The sequence below is a fragment of the Nocardioides sp. 1609 genome (genome assembly GCF_004522105.1).
Taxonomy (GTDB): domain Bacteria; phylum Actinomycetota; class Actinomycetes; order Propionibacteriales; family Nocardioidaceae; genus Nocardioides.
Window position 1 is genome coordinate 334,857 of sequence record NZ_SPUJ01000001.1, and the last position, 20,666, is coordinate 355,522.

At 74.5% G+C, this 20,666-nt stretch carries 22 protein-coding genes; 7 read left to right on the forward strand and 15 right to left on the reverse strand.

The features are described 5' to 3' along the window. Window positions 1–138: 138 nt before the first annotated feature. The 3 genes from groES to E4623_RS01460 form a co-directional block, all read right to left on the reverse strand. Window positions 139–432 (reverse strand): co-chaperone GroES, encoded by a 294-nt coding sequence (gene groES / locus E4623_RS01450; RefSeq protein WP_134765380.1) that lies wholly within the window; start codon window positions 430–432, stop codon window positions 139–141. A gap of 174 nt (window positions 433–606) precedes the next feature. Further along, the gene (locus tag E4623_RS01455) at window positions 607–1,680 is read right to left on the reverse strand and encodes a hypothetical protein (RefSeq protein WP_134764743.1); all 1,074 of its coding nucleotides are present in this window, start codon (window positions 1,678–1,680) and stop codon (window positions 607–609) included. Window positions 1,681–1,728: 48 nt separating this feature from the next. Next, the gene (locus E4623_RS01460) at window positions 1,729–2,775 is read right to left on the reverse strand and encodes a hypothetical protein (RefSeq protein ID WP_134764744.1); all 1,047 of its coding nucleotides are present in this window, start codon (window positions 2,773–2,775) and stop codon (window positions 1,729–1,731) included. A gap of 55 nt (window positions 2,776–2,830) precedes the next feature. Here E4623_RS01460 and E4623_RS01465 point away from each other — a divergent pair, with 55 nt between their 5' ends. Further along, entirely contained in the window at window positions 2,831–4,006 is a 1,176-nt protein-coding gene (locus E4623_RS01465; protein WP_134764745.1) for a class I SAM-dependent methyltransferase, read from the forward strand. A 60-nt stretch (window positions 4,007–4,066) separates the two neighbouring features. Here E4623_RS01465 and E4623_RS01470 read toward each other — a convergent pair whose 3' ends face one another. Continuing rightward, window positions 4,067–4,705 carry an MBL fold metallo-hydrolase gene (locus E4623_RS01470; protein ID WP_134764746.1) on the reverse strand — a complete coding sequence of 213 codons (639 nt, stop codon included), beginning with the start codon at window positions 4,703–4,705 and terminating at the stop codon, window positions 4,067–4,069. Next, the gene (locus E4623_RS01475) at window positions 4,702–5,814 is read right to left on the reverse strand and encodes an S-(hydroxymethyl)mycothiol dehydrogenase (RefSeq protein ID WP_134764747.1); all 1,113 of its coding nucleotides are present in this window, start codon (window positions 5,812–5,814) and stop codon (window positions 4,702–4,704) included. The genes E4623_RS01470 and E4623_RS01475 overlap by 4 nt, the downstream gene beginning before the upstream one ends. Window positions 5,815–5,902: 88 nt before the next feature. On the opposite strand from E4623_RS01475, the gene E4623_RS01480 reads away from it, so the two are divergent. From E4623_RS01480 to E4623_RS01490, 3 genes are all read left to right on the forward strand, one after another. Continuing rightward, on the forward strand, window positions 5,903–6,433 hold the full coding sequence (locus tag E4623_RS01480; protein WP_134764748.1) for a hypothetical protein: 531 nt from the start codon (window positions 5,903–5,905) through the stop codon (window positions 6,431–6,433). Between the two features lie 125 nt (window positions 6,434–6,558). Further along, window positions 6,559–7,083 (forward strand): SigE family RNA polymerase sigma factor, encoded by a 525-nt coding sequence (locus tag E4623_RS01485; protein ID WP_134764749.1) that lies wholly within the window; start codon window positions 6,559–6,561, stop codon window positions 7,081–7,083. Next, the gene (locus E4623_RS01490) at window positions 7,080–8,279 is read left to right on the forward strand and encodes a hypothetical protein (RefSeq protein ID WP_134764750.1); all 1,200 of its coding nucleotides are present in this window, start codon (window positions 7,080–7,082) and stop codon (window positions 8,277–8,279) included. The genes E4623_RS01485 and E4623_RS01490 overlap by 4 nt, the downstream gene beginning before the upstream one ends. Before the next feature lie 7 nt (window positions 8,280–8,286). Here the strand turns inward: E4623_RS01490 and E4623_RS22430 are convergent, their stop codons facing one another. Continuing rightward, a complete protein-coding gene (locus tag E4623_RS22430) occupies window positions 8,287–8,916 on the reverse strand; it encodes a hypothetical protein (protein WP_167736424.1) in 630 nt (209 codons plus the stop codon). A 153-nt stretch (window positions 8,917–9,069) separates the two neighbouring features. Between E4623_RS22430 and E4623_RS01505 the strand changes: the two genes are divergently transcribed. Both E4623_RS01505 and E4623_RS01510 read left to right on the forward strand, forming a co-directional pair. Beyond that, window positions 9,070–9,510, forward strand: a complete 441-nt coding sequence (locus E4623_RS01505) for a hypothetical protein (RefSeq protein ID WP_134764752.1) — start codon at window positions 9,070–9,072, stop codon at window positions 9,508–9,510. Next, window positions 9,510–10,892, forward strand: a complete 1,383-nt coding sequence (locus tag E4623_RS01510) for a hypothetical protein (RefSeq protein ID WP_134764753.1) — start codon at window positions 9,510–9,512, stop codon at window positions 10,890–10,892. Before E4623_RS01505 ends, E4623_RS01510 begins: the two co-directional genes overlap by 1 nt. Window positions 10,893–10,908: 16 nt before the next feature. Here the strand turns inward: E4623_RS01510 and rimI are convergent, their stop codons facing one another. From rimI to glmS, 9 genes are all read right to left on the reverse strand, one after another. After that, the gene (rimI, locus tag E4623_RS01515; protein ID WP_134764754.1) at window positions 10,909–11,385 is read right to left on the reverse strand and encodes a ribosomal protein S18-alanine N-acetyltransferase; all 477 of its coding nucleotides are present in this window, start codon (window positions 11,383–11,385) and stop codon (window positions 10,909–10,911) included. Continuing rightward, window positions 11,382–12,020: a tRNA (adenosine(37)-N6)-threonylcarbamoyltransferase complex dimerization subunit type 1 TsaB gene (gene tsaB, locus E4623_RS01520; protein ID WP_134764755.1), complete on the reverse strand. Its 639-nt coding sequence runs from the start codon at window positions 12,018–12,020 to the stop codon at window positions 11,382–11,384. Before tsaB ends, rimI begins: the two co-directional genes overlap by 4 nt. Before the next feature lie 10 nt (window positions 12,021–12,030). Next, window positions 12,031–12,591 carry an isochorismatase family protein gene (locus E4623_RS01525; RefSeq protein ID WP_167736425.1) on the reverse strand — a complete coding sequence of 187 codons (561 nt, stop codon included), beginning with the start codon at window positions 12,589–12,591 and terminating at the stop codon, window positions 12,031–12,033. After that, window positions 12,588–13,499 (reverse strand): tRNA (adenosine(37)-N6)-threonylcarbamoyltransferase complex ATPase subunit type 1 TsaE, encoded by a 912-nt coding sequence (gene tsaE / locus E4623_RS23420; protein ID WP_348537277.1) that lies wholly within the window; start codon window positions 13,497–13,499, stop codon window positions 12,588–12,590. The genes E4623_RS01525 and tsaE overlap by 4 nt, the downstream gene beginning before the upstream one ends. Further along, on the reverse strand, window positions 13,496–14,563 hold the full coding sequence (locus tag E4623_RS01535; RefSeq protein WP_245154775.1) for an alpha/beta hydrolase: 1,068 nt from the start codon (window positions 14,561–14,563) through the stop codon (window positions 13,496–13,498). The genes tsaE and E4623_RS01535 overlap by 4 nt, the downstream gene beginning before the upstream one ends. Before the next feature lie 14 nt (window positions 14,564–14,577). Further along, complete coding sequence (alr, locus tag E4623_RS01540; protein ID WP_134764758.1) at window positions 14,578–15,720, reverse strand: alanine racemase; 1,143 nt, start codon at window positions 15,718–15,720, stop codon at window positions 14,578–14,580. Continuing rightward, entirely contained in the window at window positions 15,717–17,120 is a 1,404-nt protein-coding gene (locus E4623_RS01545) for a bifunctional ADP-dependent NAD(P)H-hydrate dehydratase/NAD(P)H-hydrate epimerase (RefSeq protein ID WP_134764759.1), read from the reverse strand. Before E4623_RS01545 ends, alr begins: the two co-directional genes overlap by 4 nt. A 129-nt stretch (window positions 17,121–17,249) precedes the next feature. Next, window positions 17,250–17,600: a holo-ACP synthase gene (locus tag E4623_RS01550; protein ID WP_134764760.1), complete on the reverse strand. Its 351-nt coding sequence runs from the start codon at window positions 17,598–17,600 to the stop codon at window positions 17,250–17,252. A gap of 133 nt (window positions 17,601–17,733) precedes the next feature. Then, window positions 17,734–19,590: a glutamine--fructose-6-phosphate transaminase (isomerizing) gene (gene glmS, locus E4623_RS01555; protein ID WP_134764761.1), complete on the reverse strand. Its 1,857-nt coding sequence runs from the start codon at window positions 19,588–19,590 to the stop codon at window positions 17,734–17,736. 67 nt (window positions 19,591–19,657) lie between these two features. On the opposite strand from glmS, the gene coaA reads away from it, so the two are divergent. Further along, on the forward strand, window positions 19,658–20,656 hold the full coding sequence (gene coaA / locus E4623_RS01560) for a type I pantothenate kinase (RefSeq protein ID WP_134764762.1): 999 nt from the start codon (window positions 19,658–19,660) through the stop codon (window positions 20,654–20,656). The last annotated feature ends 10 nt before the right edge of the window (window positions 20,657–20,666 follow it).

Sequence of the window (20,666 nt, forward strand, 5' to 3'; positions counted from 1 at the left end):
GCGGTGGTGCTCCTTGCCGGATGTGGTGCGGGGTGTGGTTCAGGGCCAGAACGGCGAACGGGTCGCCCGCCGACGTACGCACGAGGCGCTCGTCAGGCGGACGACCCGCGCAGCTGATCTGGAGAGATCAGGGAGTGATCAGGAGACGACGGCGAGGACGTCGCGCGCCGAGAGGATGAGGAACTCGTCCCCGGCGTACTTGACCTCGGTGCCGCCGTACTTGCTGTAGATGACCTTGTCGCCGACGGCGACGTCGAGCGGGACGCGGTTGCCGTTGTCGTCGATGCGACCGGGACCCAGGGCCACGACCTCGCCCTCCTGGGGCTTCTCCTTGGCGGTGTCCGGGATGACCAGGCCGGAAGCCGTGGTCTGCTCGGCCTCGAGGGGCTTGACGACGATCCGGTCCTCGAGAGGCTTGATGTTGACCGACACGATGTCGACCTCCACTTTCGTTGTAACTCTGCGGGCTCACGTGGTGGGCCTGCTCGGTGGTACGCCGTCGCGGGGGTCGTACCTCTTCGCAAGCGCTGGCACCCTCGGGTCGAGAGTGCCAGTTCTGAAACTAGCACTCCCCCCTGACGAGTGCCAGGGAGGGTGGGTGCGTGGTCAGATGTCGCGGCGCCAGGAGGCCACGACGACGCGCACCGGGTCGGGGTCCTCGGCGATCACGCTGCTGTAGCTGGCCGTGGTGTCGACCCGGTGCTGATCGACCGTGTTCGCCGCGACCGGGGTCACCGCGACCAGGAGGCCGTCACCGTCGGCCCACGTCGTCCGCGGCGCCTCGCCGTCGACGGTCACCCCCAGCGACGCCGCCGGCCCGGCAGCGGAGGTGTAGTAGCGGTAGGACCGGGCGCCCACCCGGCGCTCGGCCGAGAAGTAGGCGTCGACCCCGACGCTCAGCACGAGCCACTCGCGTCCCTCGCCGGCCCACCCGAGCCCGCCGACCCAGGGCCGCCGCTGGACCGTGACCGTGCAGCCCGGCTCGCCCTCGCGCACGAACGTCAGCCCTCCGGCCGCGCGCGCCCGCGGCCCGCACCGCACCGCACCCTCCTCGTCGTGGGCGTCGAGGTAGAGCTGGTCGGCACCGGCGCGGTCGACCCGGAGGCCGGTGGGGTCGACGACCTGGGTGACCCCGTCGTAGTCCACCGCCACCGTGACCTCGTCGGCGTCGGGCACCTCGTCGACGGCGACGTAGCCCCGGACCCGGCTGGTCGTCATCGTGCCCCCGTCGAAGGCCTCGTCGAGAAGCCGCAGCGGGTACTCCCGCGCTGTCTCGTCGGCGGGCGAGGACGACCCGACCACCAGCGTGAACGTCGGCGAGACCGGCTCGCTCCCCGGCTCCAGGGCCGGCGCGGGACCGACCTGGACCTGCGCCAGCTCGACGCCGACGAAGCTGCCGTCCTCGGGCGGTCTCCGGTCGGCGGGCTCGTCGGTGCAGCACGAGGCCGGCATCTCCTCGGTGGGCTCACCCACCGTGAGGCGGTAGCTGCCGGTCGGGACCCGGAGGTCGACGGTCCACCCGGGAACGGCCTGGCCGTCGGTGGCGGCCACCTGGTCACCCGCGGCCACCCTCGGCCGGTCGTCGCGCTGGAACCACACCACGGCGGCGACGGCGACGACGAGGACCAGGGCGACACCCGCGGCGACGGTGCGACGGGAGGTGGGGACGGCGGGGGGCACGAGGTTCCTCCTTCCGCGCGCCCCGGCTCCGCAAACGACGTCCTCGCGTCAGACCTCGATGCTCCAGGTCACGCGGATGTCGGGGCAGGCGGCGTCGGCGGCCTCGAAGCGCTGGACGGCGGTGACGGTGAGGACCTCCCCGTCGTCGGCCGAGGAGTCGAAGACGACGTGGTCGCGCCCGAGGGGCGCGGATCCGTCGGCGGGGTCGGCCGGGCGCGCCTCGACCGGCTCGGCGTCCCCCAGCCGGTACCGGAAGTCCGTGGTCTCGGTCGACCCGGAGCACCCGTCGCGGCCGGCGATCTCGGCGACCCCGTCGGGCCAGAGGGACGTCTCGAGCACCAGCCACCGGTCGTCCTGCGACGTCACCCACCCGTGCCCGGGCGCCCAGGGCACCCGGGCCACCTGCAGGAGACAGTGGCTCAGGTCGTTGCCCGCCGCCGCCGCGCTCGGCGTCGACCGTGGCGGCCCGCAGCGGACCTCGCTCCGGGCCAGGCTGTCGGGCGGCCCGTACAGGTCGGCGGCCGGCCCCTCGTGGACGACGGTGACGTCGCCGACCTCGACGACCTGCTCGAGGCCGTCGAAGTCGACCTTCACCGCCAGGTCGTCCGGCTCGCCCTCGACCGCGACGTAGGCGCTGCCGGAGAACTCGAACGGTGTGTCCTCGGCGTCGGCGACGGCGTCCTCGTCGTTCCTCACGAGCGTCGCCTCGTCGAGGGAGTACTCGCGTCCGTCGGCGACGAGCCACACGTGCGGCTCGACCCGCTCGCCCTGCGGCGCCCGCATCGCGGCGAAACCGCCGGTGAAGTCCCAGGTCCACGCGACGCCGACGAACGACGCGTCGTCGGCGGGCCGGTCGTAGGTCTCGTCGTGGGCCGGCAGGTCGTCGAGCGGCGCGCTGACGGTGAAGTCGATCCGCCCGTCGGGCGTCTGGACGGTGACGAGCCGCCCCGCCACCGACGACGTCGACAGGTCGACGACCGTGCCGACCGGCGCCGCCCGGCCCTCGTCGCCCCCCGGGCCCGAGCAGCCGAGCAGGGTGGCGGTCAGGACCACGGCCAGGGTGGGGACCGCGAGGGCGGGAACGGGACGACGCATGGCCCCCTGTGCCCACCGGCGCAGCCACGGCAAACCCGCCTGCGAGGATCGTGACATGGACCTCGACGCCTTCCGCTGGCTGCTGACCGACGACGGTCGAGCCCTGCTGACGGCGGCGACCGACCTCGTGGCCGGCGGCGACGACGAGCTCGCGGTCCAGACGGCGCTGCGCCGGACGGCGACGCCGGACCGGGTCGCCGCCGCGCTCACCCAGGTGACGCTGCGCCGACGCGCCGAGGCCAAGCTCGGCGCGCGGGCCGCCGTCCTGTACTTCACGCCCGACGGGCTCGAGCAGGCCACCCGCGCCGCGGTCGCGCGACACCGCGCCGGCCGGCTGACGGCGTTCGCCACCCGCACCCTCGTCGACCTCGGCTGCGGCATCGGCGGCGACCTGCTCGCCGCCGCCGAGGCGGGGATCACCTGCGTCGGCGTCGACCTCGACCCGGTCCGGGTCGCGGTGGCCGAGGCCAACCTGGCCGCACTGGGCCTCCCGGGCGCGGTGAGCGTCGCCGACGCGACCCGGATCGACACCTCGCCGTTCGACGTCGCCTTCGCCGACCCCGCCCGCCGCACCGGCGCGGGCCGCACGTGGAGCCCGGACGCCTGGACGCCGCCCTGGACGTTCGTCGAGCGGCTGCTCACCCGCGACGCCTGCGTGAAGGTCGCCCCCGGCATCCCCCACGACCTGGTGCCCGAGGGCGTCGAGGCCGAGTGGGTCAGCGACCACGGCGAGGTCAAGGAGGCAGCGCTGTGGTCGGGCAGCCTGGCCTCGACGCGGCGCCGGGCCACGGTCATCGGCGACGGCGGCCTGGCCACCCTCACCGAGGACGACGACCCGGGTCCGGCCCAGGTCGGCGTCCGCGAGGTCGGCGGCTACCTCTACGAGCCCGACGGCGCCGTCATCCGCGCGGGCCTGGTCACCGCCGTCGCGGCCGGGGTCGACGGCGGCCTGGTCGACGAGCACATCGCCTACGTCACCTCCGACGGCTCGTTCCGCACGCCGTTCGCCCGCGGCTACCGGGTGCTCGAGGAGCTCCCCTACCGCGAGAAGCAGCTGAAGGCGGCGCTGCGCGAGCGCGGGGTCGGCACGCTGACGATCAAGAAGCGCGGCGTCGACGTCGTGCCGGAGCAGCTGCGCAAGCGGCTCGCCCTCACCGGTGACGCCGAGGCCACCATCGTGATGACCCGGGTCGCCGGCCGGGGCGCGGCGTACCTGGTCGACCCGTTCTGACCGGCCCCCTCGACCAGGTGTGGACGAGGGGGCCCGGCGGCCACCGTGGGGTGGGTCGGCTCAGCCGAGACCGGCCTGCTCGGCGGCGATCGTGGTGTCGTCGCCGTGGCCGGTGTGCACCACGGTCTCGCCGGGCAGGGCGAAGAGCCGGGCGCGGATGGAGTCCTTGATGAGCTCCTCGTCGCTGAAGCTGCGCCCGGTCGCGCCGGGACCGCCGTTGAACAGGGTGTCGCCGGTGAAGACGCAGCCCAGGTCGGGGGCGAACAGGCAGACCGCGCCGGGCGCGTGGCCCGGGGTGTGCAGCACCTGCAGGGTCGTCCCGCCGACCTCGATCGTGGCGCCGTCGGCGAGGTCGAGGTCCCAGAGCGTCGCGGTCTCGTCGTCCGGACCGCCGTGGGTGAGCTCCCACAGCGGCCGGTCGGCCGGGTGCAGCATGATCGGCGCGCCGGACCCGCCGTTGGCGGCCTCGCGCAGCGCCGGCGCGACCCGGCAGTGGTCGTCGTGGGCGTGGGTCAGCACGATCGCCTTGATCGTGCGGTCCCCCACCACCGCGAGGATGTCGTCGACGGAGTGCGGGGCGTCGATGACGACGCACTCGGAGTCGTCGCCGACGACCCAGATGTTGTTGTCGACGTCGAAGGTCCCACCGTCGAGGCTGAACGTGCCGGAGGAGACCGCGTGGTCGACCCGGGCCGTCACAGGATCACGACCGACCGCAGGACGTCGCCGTCGTGCATCTTGGCGAAGGCGGCCTCGACGTCGTCGATCCCGATCTCCTCGGTGACGAACGCGTCGAGGTCGAGCCGGCCCTGGCGGTAGAGGTCGACCAGCATCGGGAAGTCGCGGCTCGGAAGGCAGTCGCCGTACCAGCTCGACTTGAGCGAGCCACCGCGACCGAACACGTCGATCAGCGGCAGGTCGGGCACCACCATGTCGGGCGTCGGGACGCCGACCAGGACCACGGTGCCGGCCAGGTCGCGGGCGTAGAACGCCTGCTTCCACGTCTCCGGGCGACCCACGGCCTCGATCACGACGTCGGCGCCGTCGGCGCCCTCGTAGGTCTCCGCGCAGATCCGCTTGATCTCCTCGACGGCGTCGACCTCGCTCGAGTCGACGGTGTGGGTCGCGCCCATCCGCGTGGCCGCCTCGAGCTTCTTCGGGTCGATGTCGACGGCGATGACCGGGCTGGCCCCGGCCAGCGCGGAGCCCGCGATCGCCGCGACGCCCACCCCGCCGCAGCCGATGACCGCGACGGACTTGCCGCGGGTCACGGCGCCGGTGTTGATCGCCGCACCGATGCCGGCCATCACGCCGCAGCCCAGCAGGCCCACGGCCGCGGGCCGCGCCTCGGGGTCGACCTTCGTGCACTGCCCGGCCGCGACCAGGGTCTTCTCGGCGAACGCGCCGATCCCCAGCGCCGGCGAGAGCTCCGTGCCCGCGTCGTCGCCGTCGGCGAGGGTCATCTTCTGGGTGGCGTTGTGGGTGGCGAAGCAGTACTGCGCCTCGCCCCGCTTGCAGGCGCGGCACTGCCCGCAGACCGCGCGCCAGTTCAGGACGACGAAGTCGCCCGGTGCGACGCCGGTGACGTCGGGTCCGACGGCCTCGACCACGCCGGCCGCCTCGTGGCCCAGCAGGAACGGGAAGTCGTCGTTGATCCCACCCTCGCGGTAGTGGAGGTCGGTGTGGCACACGCCGCAGGCCTGCACCTTCACCACGGCCTCACCCGGGCCGGGGTCCGGCACGTTGATCGTGACCAGCTCGACGGGCGCTCCCTTGGCCTTCGCGACGACGGCCTTGACCTGCTGCATGCGCTGCTCTCTTTCCGTTGACCTGACCCGATGCGTGGTGGGCACCCGCACCGGTCAACCCCGGGGGTGTCTCCGGCGTCCTACGCACATGATGCCGCGCGTCCCCACCCCCGTGCTCGCCCGCCACCTCCCGGCGGTCGCGGTGGCGGCGGTCCTCGCCCTCGGAGCCTGTTCCGCACCGTCGGACGGCGGCGGGCCGGCCGCCGCTGCCCGGCCGCCGTCCGGTGCCCCCGCGCCGACCGCACCGCCCGGCCCGGCTGCCCCGTCCGGGTCGCCGCGGCCGCTCGACGACCTCCCGCCGGGCGCCGCCCCGCGGGTGGGCTACGTCGTCGGCACGACGTACGTCGACCCGGACGGTGGCGACGTCGAGCTGCCGCGGAGCCGCTTCGTCCTCGGCGGGGCGGCCGCGTTCGACGGCGGGCTGCTCGTGGACGAGGGCCGTTACTTCGAGGGCACGACCGCCCTGAGCGTGGTCACCGCCGACGGGGTCGAGGAGCTCGACGGGTGCGCGAGCGCCGGGAGGCAGGCCGTCGTCCGGCTCGGCCTCGACGGTTCCCTGGAGCGGACGACGCCGGTCCTCCGGCCGGGACGGGGCACCGGCCACCTGCTCGTCGACTGAGGACGACGGCCCACCGGCCCACGACTGCAACCTTCCCGAGCACGTTCGCGTCTTGGTGGCATGAACGTGAGGGAGGAGCCGCGATGATGCTGCTGCACGGCCGGGACAGACCCGACACTGGAGACATGACCCGGCACGGACGCCGCGACGCCGAGTTCACGGCGTACCTGGAGGCGCGCCAGCCCAGCCTGCTGCGGACGGCGTACCTGCTGACCGGCGACCGGCACCAGGCCGAGGACGTCCTGCAGACGTCGCTGGCCAAGCTCTACCTGGCCTGGGACAAGGTCAACGACCGCGCCTCGGTCGACGCCTACGTGCGCCGGATCATGGTCAACGAGAACAACTCGCTGTGGCGCCGGGCGTGGAAGCGCAAGGAGCACGCCACCGAGGTGCTCCCCGAGAGCCCCCACGTCGACGCCTACGACGAGGGGCGCAGCGCCGCGCTCTGGGAGGTCGTGACGTCGTTGCCACCGAAGGCCCGCGCCGTGGTGGTGCTGCGCTACTACGAGCAGCTGAGCGAGGCCGAGACCGCCGACGTCCTCGGCATCTCGGTCGGCACCGTCAAGTCGCAGTGCAGCCGCGCCATCGCGGCGCTGCGTGAGCGCGTGCCCGCCGACCTGCACCCCGGACGACCGGAGGAGGACCGATGAACGAGAACCGACCCGACCAGCACCCGGACGACCAGCCTGACGACCAGTGGGAGAGCGAGATGAGCAGCGAGTTCGACCGCCGCGTCCGCGACCTCCGCGAGTCCCCGTTGACCTTCGAGCACGTGAGAGGCAGGGCCGTGAGCATCAAGCGCCGCCGCCGTACCGTCGTCGCGGCGAGCCTGGTGGCCGCCGCGGCCGTCATCACCCCCGTCGCCGTCGCCGCCGGCGGTGGCTTCGGCAGCGACCGGAGCAACGACGCCCCGGTCGCCACGCAGACCCCGACCGCCATCGACAGCGAGACGCCGGCCCCGCCCGAGCCCGCGGGGCCCGGCTTCGCCTACCTCCAGGACGGCGACCTGCACCGCGCCGACGGCACCGTCGTCACGCTCCCGGGTGACTACACCTCAGCCACCGACCTCGGTGACCGGGTCGTCGCCGTGTCGCAGGCCGACAACGGCGACACCGTCGTCGACGTCGTCGAGGACGGCGCCGTGGTCGACAGCTACTCGGCCTCCAACCCGCCGATCGTCTCGGTCACCGGCACCTACGTCGTCTTCATGACACCCGACGGCGACCTGCAGACGGTGTGGGACGACGGCCAGAAGGTGATCGCCGAGGGCTACGACCCGGAGGTGCAGTCCCCGATGGTCGCCACCGGCGACGACTGCACCGTCGACTGCCGGGTCTTCCTGTACGAGTACAAGGTCGACCCGATCGAGGTGAACCAGGACGGCCGCGAGAGCAGTCCCGCCCCCGGCACGCTCAACGTGACCAGCGCGACGTCCGAGGGCGACCTGCTGGTCGTCGCCACCCGGGTGCTCGAGGACGACCTCACGGGCTGCAACGCGCTGTGGGACCCGGCCGAGCAGCGGGCGGTCATCCCGGAGACGTGCGACTACAGGTTCCTCGAGGTCTCCCCCGACGGCCGCTACCTGCTCGCCGGCGACCCGCAGGCCGACGGCTTCGGGAACACGTGGGTCTCCGTCCTCGACACCGACCTGAACGAGGTCGGACGCCTCGAGGTCGAGGGCACTTCTTTCCCGAACGTCCGCTTCCTCGACGACGACACCATCATCGCCACCGCCTACGACGGGGCCTGGACGGTGATCACCCAGGACGTCGGCGGCGAGCCCACCACCGTGCTCGGCCCGGAGCCGGGCGAGGACCTCGACCCGCCGTTCGTGCTGGCCGACTGAGCGGCACTCAGGTCCAGCTGAAGCTCGCCAGGACGCTCGCGACGACCTCGTCGCGGGCGTCCTGCGGGATGTCCTTGCCCTGCCGGATCTTGAGCGTGACCAGGTCGCCGTCGACGAGGGCGATGAACACCTCGAGGGACGACGAACCGTCCCGGCCCGTCAGCCGGCGCATCTCGACCCCGTCGACCTCGACCGGGTCCTGCACCTCCCCGCGACCGCGGAGGTCGCCGTCGAGCACCGTCTCCTCGAGCTCGGCCGGCGTCGGGTCGGGCGTCAGCGAGGGGAACTGCGAGAGCCCGATGAAGCTCGTCGCACCGGCCCCGGGGTCGGTGCCCGTGGCCAGGAAGCTGGCCTGGCCGTCGGTCAGCTCCCACCCCTCGGGGAGCCGCACCGTGGCGACGTCCATCGTCAGCTCGGGACCGGACGCCGGGACGACGGCCGGCTCGGTCGGCTCCGCCGTCGTCGGCTCCTCGGACGGGGAGCCCGCCTCGGACGGGGTGGCGCTCGCGGACGAGGACGCCTCCGCTCCCCCGCCGCCACCGCCGTCCCCGCCGTCACCACCGTCGCAGCCGGACAGCACGAGCACGGCCACCAGGACGGCAGCGGGAAGCGCCTTGCAGCGGGACACGGATCGCACGAGCGGGACCCCTTTCCGAGATCGGGACTACGCCGACCCTAGCCAGTGCGGTGCCGCGCGGCCGGCGGGGCGCCGCAGGTTTACCGGTGTGGGCCAGGGGTAGGCGAACCGCGTCCCGGGACCCGCAGCAGACCAGCAGAGGAGAGTTGACGGATGACCATCGGTCTGGCCGCACAGGCAGGCGCAGCGCTGGGCGCGATCAACGTCGAGGAGGAGACGATCCGCGAGATCGTCAAGATCCTCACCGAGAACGCCGACGACGTCGACCGGAACTCCCGCCCGAAGGGCGTGGCCCCGGCCGTCTTCGGCGCCTCGGACCCCGGCCAGCAGTTCGGCCACCACGTGAACCTCGCCCACCAGCACGTGACCGACGCGATGCGCGACCTGGTCGCCGGGCTCGAGGGCTACGTCGTGAAGATCCACCGCTTCCACGACGACATGGTCTTCACCGACGAGACCAGCGGCGACGGCTCGCGGCGCTCGACCGACCGCGTGGCCGGCGCCCCCGTCCCGACCCTGGAGGCGGTCGAGAGCTGCACCGCCCCGCCCGACTTCAGCAACAACACCTGCGAGATCCCGGCGGAGGAGGACTGATGGCCGGACCGTCCGAGATCGAGTTCCGGCGCTACCTCGACGGCGCCGACGACGAGCAGATCGACGAGGGGTCGGCGGAGTGGTACCGGTGCGCCGAGCTCCTCAACGTGGTGGCCGCGTCCATGCGCCAGGCGGCCCAGCGCGACAAGGTCATCGGCGGCGAGACGGGTCCCGCGATGGGGCGCTCCTTCGTGGAGACCGCGCGGGGCCTCGACGAGCGCGTCGAGCTGCTGCGCGACGGCAGCCGGGCGCTCGACCGGACCGCCAAGGCGATCCGGGAGGCCAGGGAGGCGCGCCGGCAGATGGACGTCAGCAGCCCCGAGCTGGACAAGCCCGGCCCCTACCGTCGTCCGGTCGGGCCGGCGACGAAGGAGGACGTCACCGCGCAGCGCAAGCACGGTGAGTCCGTGAAGGAGTACAACGACAACCTCGAGGCCCGTGAGCGGATCTCCGGGGAGTGGACCCGCCGCCTCGACGAGGTGTTCGGGGCCGAGCTCGGCGACATCAAGCGGATCCACGGCGAGCAGGGGAGCTCCGAGCCGCCCGTGAAGGTGCCGCCGACCGGACCGACCACCCCGGGGGGCAACGCGCCCGAGGCACCGACCTCGCCGCGCCCGCCGACGTCCTCGCCCCCCACACCGCCGACGGCGCCGCCGCCGACCGCGCCGCCGCCGTCCTCGCCGCCGCCGGGCACCCCGACGCAGCCGGGCTACCCGCAGGGCCCGACCCCGGGCACGCCCCAGGGACCCGGTGCGCCGCTCCCGCCGACCGCCCCGGGGGCACCCGCACCGACCGCCCCGATCACGCCCACGACGCCGGGGTCCACCACCCCGATCGCCCCGATCTCACCCGTCTCGCCGTCGGCGATGCCGCCGAGCCCGGGGTCCGGCGGGGCACCGGGAGGCGTGTCGCCCGCCGCGGCGGCCGGGATCGGCGCCGGTGGCGCCGCGGCCGGTGCCGCGATCGGTGCCGGCGTGCGTCCCGGCGTCGTCACGCCCGGCACGCCGGCCGGGGCGCGCCCCATCGGTGCGAGCGGACGGCCGGCCGGCACGACCGGCGCCCTCGGACGCGGAGGCGCGGCGGGTGCCGTGCCGACGTCGCGGCCGGCGGGCGGCCTGGGCGGCGCGGCCGGGCGCGGCACCGCAGGCCGGGGCACGGGCCGCGGAGCGGCCGGCGCCGCCGGGGCGGCGGGCTCGCGCAACGGCAGCGCCAAGGGCACCCGCGGCACGGCCGGGGGCCGTGGCCAGGGCGGCGTGGGAGCCGCCGGCGCCGGGCGCCGCTCGGGCAGGGACCAGGACGAGCAGGGGCGCGACCGCGACCTCTTCGACGACGGTCGCGACTGGATCGACGACGACGGCGTGGCACCCGAGGTCCTCGACTGAGGACGCCCGGGCGGCCTCAGCGGTCGACCGGGAGCAGCATCACCACGGCGGTCGCGCCGTCGCGGTAGTACCTGCGTCGGCGGTCGATCTCCACGAAGCCGCGCTGGGCGTAGAAGCCCAGCGCGGCTTCGTTGTCCTCCCGCACCTCGAGCAGCACCCGGTCGGCCCCGCCGGACCGGGCCAGGCCGACGACGCCGTCGAGCAGCAGGCCCGCGACCCCTGCACGTCGGTGGCCGGGGGTGACCGCGACGCGCTGCAGCTCGGCGATGTCGGCGACGACGCTGGCGGCGGCGTACCCGACCACGAGGCCGCCGACGTCGGCGACGAGGTAGGTCACGGTCGGCGCCTCACCCGCGACACCCGCGGCGACCAGGCCGAGGGGCCACGCGTCGGCGCCGAGGTTCTCGGCCTCGAGGTCGGCGACCGCGGCGGCGTCGCCCGGGTCGGCCGGACGGATGGTCGGGGCGGTCGCCGGGCCGGCGTCGGGGGTCACGGGACGGGCTTGGCGGCGCCGGGCACGACGGCGTCGGGACGTCGCAGGTAGAGCGGCTCGGGGTCGAGCAGCTCGACCCGCTCCTCGCCGACAGCCCGTCCCAGCCAGCCCGCCGACGGACGCACCGGGCCGACCCGGTTGGGGAAGGAGTCCGGGTAGAGGACCGCGCCCTCCCCCACCACCGGGACGGTGGTGGCGACGGTCGCGGGCCGGTCGACGGCCGGGCCACCGGTGCGGACGCCGTCCTCGTCGTACGCCGCGAGGTAGACCTCCTTGCGGCGCGCGTCGGTGGCGACCACGAAGCCTCCGTGCACCGCTCCGGTGTCGATCGCCTCGACGGCCAGCGCGTCGAGGCTGCACACGCCGTAGACGGGGACGTCGAGGACGAAGGCCAGCGTGCGGGCGGTGACCAGACCGACCCGCAACCCGGTGAACGGACCCGGGCCGACACCGACGGCGACCGCCGTCACGTCGGACCGCAGCGCGTCGCACCGGCGCAGCGCCTCGTCGATCAGCGGCGCCAGCTGCTCGCCGTGCCGCATCGTCTCCTCCGAGACGAGCTCGGCCAGCACCTCGCCGTCGTCGAGGAGGGCGACGGTCACGGTGGGCGAGGCGGTGTCGAACGCGAGCAGCACGGCCCCGACGTTAGGCCATGGCAGGCGGGGCCGGTTCGAAGGCCACCTCCGCCGAGCGGGGCGGCAGGTGCACGCCGTCGCCGAGCGACCAGGCGGCCACGTGGCGCACCTGCGCGGCCGTGACCGCTGGCCCGGCCGGCCCGGGAGGCACGTCGTAGGTCGTGTGGGCGTCGCAGGGCAGCACGACGGTGTAACCGCGCAGGAGCGCGCCGCGCGCCGTGGCGGCCACGCACATCTCGCTCTGCAGCCCGGCGACGACGACCGTCCGGTGGGCGCGGAGGTGCCGGGCCAGCGCCGTGGTGGCGAACGGGTCGTCGTCCTGCTTGTCGAGGACGACGTCGGTCGGCACGACCGGCAGGACGAGGTCGCGGCCCGGGCCGACGGCCGGGAAGCGCGGGTCGGCGGTGCCGACGTCGCGCACGTGCACGACGAGCGCGCCGGCGGCCCGGGCGGCGTCGAGCAGGCCGCCCACCGCCGTCAGGAGGCCCGCGACGTCGAACGGCGGCGGGTCCGCCCTGACGTACTCACGCTGCAGGTCGACGACGACCAGCGCGGTCGCCGCCGGGGTCACGACGTCGCCCAGCGCGGTCCGAGCCGCAGGATCTCGACGGTCCGCGGGTCGAGCTCGCCGTCGACCCCCCGGTCCGTGGCGCCCGCGGATCGCGTGATGCGGATCTGGAGGCGGGAGTCGGCGAGGTCCTCGGCGACCCCCTCGCCCCACTCGACCACGGTGACGGCGTGGTCGAAGGACGTGTCGAGGTCGAGGTCGTCGAGCTCGGCGGCACCGCCGAGGCGGTAGGCGTCGACGTGCACCAGCTCGGGGCCGCCGGAGGTCGAGCGGTGCTCGCGCGCGATGACGAACGTCGGCGAGGTCACCGCGCCCTCGACGCCGAGCCCGCGGCCCAGGCCCTGGGTGAAGGTGGTCTTGCCCGCTCCGAGGTCGCCGGTGAGGACGACGAGGTCGCCGGGTCGCAGCGTCCGGGCGACACGGACGCCGAGCGCGCGCATGTCGTCGGCGGTGGGCACCTCGTGGAAGGCGGGCACCGGCCGGACCAGCTCGACGTAGGGCGAGCGGCGGTCGGTCTGGACGAACCCGCGGCGCACCCAGAAGGCGACGGTCGCCGGCAGCTCCTCGCGCGCGACCACCCGCAGCCACGGCCGGCCGACGGCGGCCTCGGACGCCGCCTGGATCAGTGCGCCCGCGACGCCGTGGCCGCGCGCGGCCGCGACCACGCCGAACCGGCGCAGGTAGACGGCGTCGCCGACGGCGTCGAGCAGCAGGGCCCCGACCGGTACGCCGTCGACCCGGGCGACCAGACCGCCGCCGAGGGCCAGCCGGGTGGCGATCGACGCCTCGGTCTCGGTGAGCGCGTCGGCCGGCGGGTCCAGCGGCGGGCGGCTGCCGAAGGCGTCGCGGACGATCGCGAGCACGGCCGCGGCGGACTCGGGGCCGACGCGACGGACGCTGACCTCGCTCACCGGCCGGCTGCTCGGGTCGTGGCCGCCGTGATGAGCTGGTCGAGCTCGGCGTTCACCTGGTCGTGGCGCTCCAGCGGCACCATGTGGCCGGCGCCGTCGCACTCGAGCAGCCGGGAGCCGGGGATCCGGACGTGCAGCTTGCGGGAGTGCCCGATCGAGGTCAGCTTGTCGGCGTTGCCGCAGATGATCGAGACCGGGACCTCGTCGAGCACCTCGACGAAGTCGAACTTGTCGAGGTCGCGGAAGCTCGGGAAGAAGTCGGCGACCACCTCGAACGGCGTCTGCGACAGCATGTCGTCGACGAACGAGACGTAGGAGCGCGGGACGTCGCCGCCGAAGGCGAACTGCCGCGTCGCGACGTTGGCGACCGCCCGGCCGACGCGGCGGGCCGAGTCGATGGCGCCGTGGCCGCGGTGCAGCGTCGCCATCGCGCGGTGCGTCAGCCGACCGGTCAGGCGCGCGGGGAGCATCGGGAGCAGGATCCGGCTGGGGTCGAACCCGCCGGCGGTGGTCGAGATCAGCGCGACCCCGATCACCTTCGTGCCGATCAGCTCGGGGAGCTGCTCGGCGAGGGCCACGACGGTCATGCCGCCCATCGAGTGTCCGACCAGCACCACCGGGCCGTCGGGCACGACCACGTCGATGACCTGCGCGAGGTCGCGGCCGAGCTGGTCGATCGTGGCGTGCTCGCGGTCGGAGCGACCGGAGCGCCCGTGGGAGCGCTGGTCGTAGTAGACGCTGCGGACCAGGCCCCGGTAGGCGGCGCGCTGGAAGTGCCAGCAGTCCAGGTTGAGGCAGTAGCCGTGCACGAAGACGACGGTGACCGGCGGGGTGGCGCCGGCGCGTCGGCCGCGACGGCCCTCGGCGGTGCCGGGGTCGACGTCGTCGATCTCGACGTGCAGCGGGACGCCGTCCTCGGCGACCACGGTGACCGCCGGTGAGCGCAGCGAGCCGAACGGGACGTCGGCGCCCGCGACCCGGCTGATCGCGCGGTGCTGGCGCAGGATGCCGACGGCGGTGCCGGCCGCCGCGACGCCGAGGGCGCCGCCGATGGATCCGATCACCCTGCCCTTCGTGCTCATCGCCGGTCCCGGTCGTGGTCGTGGTCGTGATCGTGGTCGACGTGGCGGCGCGGCATCCGGCCGCCGACCCGGGTGACGATCTCGTAGCTGATGGTGCCGCACGCCTCGGCCCAGTCCTGGGCGGTCGCGCGACCGTCGCCGGGCGGGCCGAACAGGACGACGTCGGTGCCGGCGGGCGGCTCCTCACCGCCGAGGTCGACCAGCACCTGGTCCATGCAGACCCGGCCACGCAGCGGACGCCGCGTGCCGGCGACGGCGACCTCGAGCCGGCCGCTGCCCGCGACGGGCACGCCCTCGGCGTACCCGGCGGGGACCAGGCCGATGGTCGTCGGGGCGTCGGCGGTCCAGGTGTGACCGTAGGAGACGGAGTCGCCGGCAGCGAGGTGCTTGACCAGCGCGAGGTCGGCGCGCACGGTCATCGCCGGGCGCAGGTCGGTGCCGTGGTCGACGGTCGGGGCGGGGTCGAGGCCGTAGCTGGCGAGGCCGACCCGGACGGCGTCGTAGCGTGCGCCGGGGCGCAGGATCGCGGCGGCCGAGTTGGCGAGGTGGCGCAGCGCGGGCCGCAGCCCGGCCGCGTCGGCCAGCACGAGGGCGTCGTCGAAGGCGGCCTGCTGGGCGTCGTTGGCGGGGTGGTCGGGCTCGTCGGCGCAGGCGAGGTGCGACCAGATCCCGGTGACCGTCCAGGCACCGGCCTCCTCCCCGGCCCGGGCGCAGGCGAAGAACCGCTCCCAGTCGGCGCGGGTCGCTCCCCCCCGTCCCAGCCCGGTGTCGACCTTGAGCTGCACGCGGGCCGGGACACCGGCGTCGGCGGCGGCGATCTCGTCGAGCTCGGCGACGGAGTACGCCGTGAGGTCGATCCCGGCGCGGACCACGTCGTCGTAGCGCTCGCCGGGGACCGTCAGCCAGGTGAGCACGGGGCCGGTGTCGCCGCCGGCGCGGAGCGCGCGGGCCTCGTCGAGGGTGGCGACGGCGAGCCACTCGGCGCCAGCGTCGCGGGCGGCGCGGGCGACCTCGACCATCCCGTGGCCGTAGCCGTCGGCCTTGACCACGGTGATCATCGTGCCGCCGACCAGCTCGCGCAGCAGCCGGACGTTGTGACGGATGGCCGCGAGGTCGACGACGATCTCGGCTCGGGTCATGTCGTCGATTCTCGCAGCAGCGACCCGAGCACGCGTGGCAGGCCACGCGCGACGTCACCGGCGGTGATCGGACCGTCGGCGGAGGCGGCCGTCGCCGCGGCGCCGTGCAGCCAGGAGCCGACCGACGCGGCGTCGTAGGGGGCGAGGCCGGCGGCCAGCAGCGCGCCGACCACGCCGCCGAGGACGTCGCCGGCGCCCGCCGTGGCCAGCCACGGCGTGCCCGTGGTGGTGACCCGCACCCGGCCGTCGGGGTGCACGACGAGGGTGTGGCGGCCCTTGAGCAGCACCACGGCACCGTAGGTCTCGACGGCGCGGCGGGCGTGCTCGAGGGGACGTGCCTCGACGTCGTCGCGGTCGACGTCGAGCATCCGGGCCAGCTCGCCGGCGTGCGGGGTGAGGACCAGCGACTCGTGCCCGCCGCCGCGGGGTGCGTGCGCCAGCGCGTCGGCGTCCACGAGGGTCGGGACGGCGTCGGCGAGCGCCTCGGCCAGGGTCCCGGCGGCGCCGTCGCCGCTGCCGCTGCCGACCACCCACGCCTGCACACGGCCGGCGCCGACGACCTCGGGGTGCTGGGCGTGGACCAGGTCGAGGACGCCGCGGTCGCCGACGTAGCGGACCATCCCGGCGAGGCCGCAGCTCGCCCCGGCGACGGAGAGCAGCCCGGCGCCCGGGTAGGCGTCGGACCCGGCGCGGACGCCGACGACGCCGCGGGAGTACTTCTGGGCGTCCGGGCCGGGGCGCGGCAGGAGGGCGGCGACGTCGGCGCGCTGCAGGGCCTCCGCGGCCGGCGCGGGCAGGTCGAGGCCGAGGTCGACGAGGTGCACGGTGCCGGCGGCACGCGCCGCGGGGTCGACGAGGTGGGCGAGCTTGTGGGTGCCGAAGGTGACCGTGAGCACCGCCTCGACGTGCGGGCCGTCGACCTCGCCGGTGTCGACGTCGACCCCGCTCGGCACGTCGACCGCGACGACCGGCACGCCGGCGACGGCGTCCAGCGCCCGCTGGGCCTCGGGCCTCAGCCCGGGCCGGCCCCCGATCCCGACGATCCCGTCGACGACGAGGTCGGGCCGGGCGCGCGGCGCGGCCGTGACCGGGCGACCCCCCGCCCGCCTCAGGGCCGCGAGTCCGGCCTCGTGGGCGTGGTCGGACAGCAGCCACGCCTCGACGGCGACCCCGCGCCGCGCGAGCACCGCGCCGGCGTACAGGGCGTCACCCCCGTTGTCGCCGGAGCCGACCAGGAGCAGCACCCGGCGTCCGTGGACCGTCCCGGCCGTCCCGAGCAGGTCGAGCACCGCGTGCGCCAGTCCGTGCGCGGCCCGCTGCATCAGCGCGCCGTCCGGCAGCCGCGCCATCAGCGCCCGCTCGGCCTCCCGCACCTGCTCGACCGTGTGTGCCTGCCTCATCCGACCACCGTAGCCAGTGGCCCGGGGTTTCCCCGGTCGACCGGGGATCCCTGAACTTGTCGGCCGGGATCCCGGCCCCCCAGTTCAGACTTCCCCGGTCGACCGGGGAAATCCCGCCCGGGCGGCCGGCTACGACTCCAGGACGACGACGGCCGAGGCGATGCCGGCGTCGTGGGAGAGCGAGACGTGCACGTGGCCGACGCCGAGCTCGTCGGCGCGGGCCAGGACGGTGCCCCGCAGCTCGAACCGGGGCCGACCTGACTCCTCGGAGAACACCTCGGCGTCGTGCCACGCGAGGCCGGCCGGTGCGCCGAGCGCCTTGGCGAGGGCCTCCTTGGCGGCGAACCTGGCCGCGAGCGAGGCCAGCGGGCGCACGGCCTCGGCCGGGGTGAACAGCCGGTCGCGCAGGCCCGGCGTCCGCTCCATCGACGCCGCGAACCGGTCGAGGTCGCACACGTCGATGCCCACGCCGATGATCACCGGGGGGCTCCCGGGGTGGCCGATTCGCGCAATTGCCGCGATCGGCTCGGGTTTTCCGGACCGAGCTGCCCCATTCGATGCAATTGCGCGCCAGGGGCGCACGACGAGGACCTGCGCGCGGACGACGGGACCATCACTCGACCGTGACGGACTTGGCCAGGTTGCGGGGCTGGTCGACGTCGTGGCCGAGCGCGGTGGCGAGCTCGCAGGCGAACAGCTGGAGCGGGACGACGGCGACGAGCGGCTGCAGCAGCACCGGCACCTTCGGCAGCCGGATCAGGACGTCGGCGTACGGCTCGATCCGGGTGTCGCCCTCCTCGGCCAGGCAGATGGTCTGCGCGCCCCGGGCGCGGACCTCCTGGATGCCGGAGATCATCTTCTCGTGCAGCTGGTCGCGCCCACGGGGCGGGACGATGCACAGAACCGGCAGACCCTCCTCGACCAGGGCGATCGGGCCGTGCTTGAGCTCGCCGGCCGCGAAGCCCTCGGCGTGCAGGTAGGCGATCTCCTTGAGCTTCAGCGCGCCCTCGAGCGCGACGGGGTAGCCGGCGTGCCGGCCGAGGAAGAGCACCGAGCGGGTGCCGGTGTGGGCGCGCGCGAGGTCGTAGACCTGGTCGGCGCCGGCGAGGACCGTCGCGATGTGCCCGGGCATCGCCTCGAGCTGGCTCATGACCTCCTCGATCTCGTCGCCGAAGCGGGTGCCCTTCACCTGCGCGACGTACAGCGCCAGCAGGTAGCAGGCGACCAGCTGGGTCAGGAAGCCCTTGGTCGAGGCGACGCCGATCTCGGGTCCGGCGTGGGTGTAGATGACCGCGTCGGACTCGCGGGGGATGGTCGAGCCGTTGGTGTTGCAGATCGCGAGGACCTTCGAGCGCTGCGAGCGGGCGTGCCGGATCGCCTGCAGCGTGTCGGCGGTCTCGCCGGACTGGCTGATCGCGACGACGAGGGTCGAGTGGTCGAGGATCGGGTCGCGGTAGCGGAACTCCGAGCTGAGCTCGACCTCGACGGGGATCCGCGTCCAGTGCTCGATGGCGTACTTCGCGACCATGCCGGCGTAGAACGAGGTGCCGGCGGCGATGATGATGATCTTGTCGACGTCGCGGATCTCGTCGTCGGAGAGCCGCATCTCGTCGAGCTGGAGCAGGCCGGACGGCGTGCGACGGCCCAGCAGCGAGTCGGCGACGGCGTGGGGCTGCTCGAAGATCTCCTTGCGCATGAACCAGTCGTGACCGTCCTTCTCGGCGGCCGACAGGTCCCAGTCGACGTGGTAGGCCCGCCCCTGGCCCGGGCGGCCGTCGAAGTCGGTGATCGCGACGGCGTCACGGGTGATCGTGACGACCTGGTCCTGGCCGAGCTCGACCGCCTCGCGCGTGTGCTCGATGAACGCCGCGACGTCGGACCCGAGGAAGTGCTCGCCCTCCCCCACCCCGACGACCAGCGGCGAGTTGCGGCGCGCTGCCACCACCCGGTCGGGGTCGTGGGCGTCGACGGCCACCAGGGTGAAGGCGCCCTCGAGGCGGCGGCAGACCTGCTGCATCGCGGTCGTCAGGTCGGCGCCGGCGGTCACCGCGAGCTCGAGCAGGTGGGCCGCGACCTCGGTGTCGGTCTCCGAGAGCAGCACGTGGCCGTCGTCCTCGAGGCGGGTGCGCAGCTCGGCGAAGTTCTCGATGATGCCGTTGTGCACCAGCGCGACCCGGCGCTCGCGCCCGAGGTGCGGGTGGGCGTTGGCGTCGGTCGGCGCGCCGTGCGTCGCCCAGCGGGTGTGCCCGATCCCGGTGTGGGACGGCGGCAGCGTGCTGTCGGCGATCACCTTCTCGAGGTTGGCCAGCTTGCCGGCCTTCTTGGCGTCGGCGATCACGCCCGACGCACCGCCGGGGACGACGAGCGCGACCCCGGCCGAGTCGTAGCCGCGGTACTCGAGGCGCCGCAACCCCTCGACCACGACGTCCTGGGCCTGCTTCGGTCCGACGTAACCCACGATTCCGCACATAGCGCGCCAGCCTACGAGAGACGGACTGCCGCCTCCCACGGGCGCGGCTGCTGCAAGAATCGCGGCCATGTCCCACGCGGGTGCCGGTCGGCGCCATGACACCGACCCGCTGGGCCGGGAGGCGGCGCGGGAGTCCTCGCCCTACATCGAGCTCGACCGCAGCGCCTGGGCCGCCCTGGCGCACGAGACCGAGAGCCCCCTGACGGAGGACGAGGTCCGCACGCTGCGCGGGTTGGGCGACTCCCTCGACCTGCGCGAGGTCGAGGAGGTCTACCTCCCCCTGTCGCGGCTGCTCAGCCTGTACGTCGGCTCGGCCGGGCAGCTGCACCGCGACCAGGAGCGGTTCCTCCACCAGAGGACGCCGCCGCGCACGCCGTTCGTGATCGGGCTCGCGGGCTCGGTGGCAGTGGGCAAGTCGACCACCGCGCGGGTGCTGCAGCAGATGCTCGCCCACTGGCCCGAGCACCCCAACGTCGCCCTCGTCACGACCGACGGCTTCCTCTACCCGAACGCCGAGCTCGAGCGGCGCGGGATCATGCAGCGCAAGGGCTTCCCGGAGTCCTACGACCGGCGCGCGCTGCTGCGGTTCGTCGTCGACATCAAGTCCGGCCGCGACGAGGTGGAGGCGCCGACGTACTCCCACCTGGTCTACGACGTCGTGCCGGACGAACGGATCACCATCAAGCGACCCGACATCGTCATCATCGAGGGCCTCAACGTGCTCCAGCCCGCGCGGGTGCGCGACGACGGCAGCGCCGGGCTGACGCTGAGCGACTTCTTCGACTTCTCCATCTACGTCGACGCCGGGCGCGACAAGATCCGCGACTGGTACGTCTCGCGGTTCCTGCGGCTGCGCGAGACGGCGTTCCGCGACCCGGAGTCGTACTTCTCGAAGTACGCCGAGCTCACCCACGACGAGGCCGTCGCCGAGGCCGAGCGCATCTGGGCCACGATCAACGGCCCCAACCTGGTCCAGAACATCCTGCCGACCCGGTCGCGAGCCACGCTGGTGATGCGCAAGGACCGCGACCACTCGGTCCGCTACGTCCGGCTCCGCAAGCTCTGAGTCGCCGAAC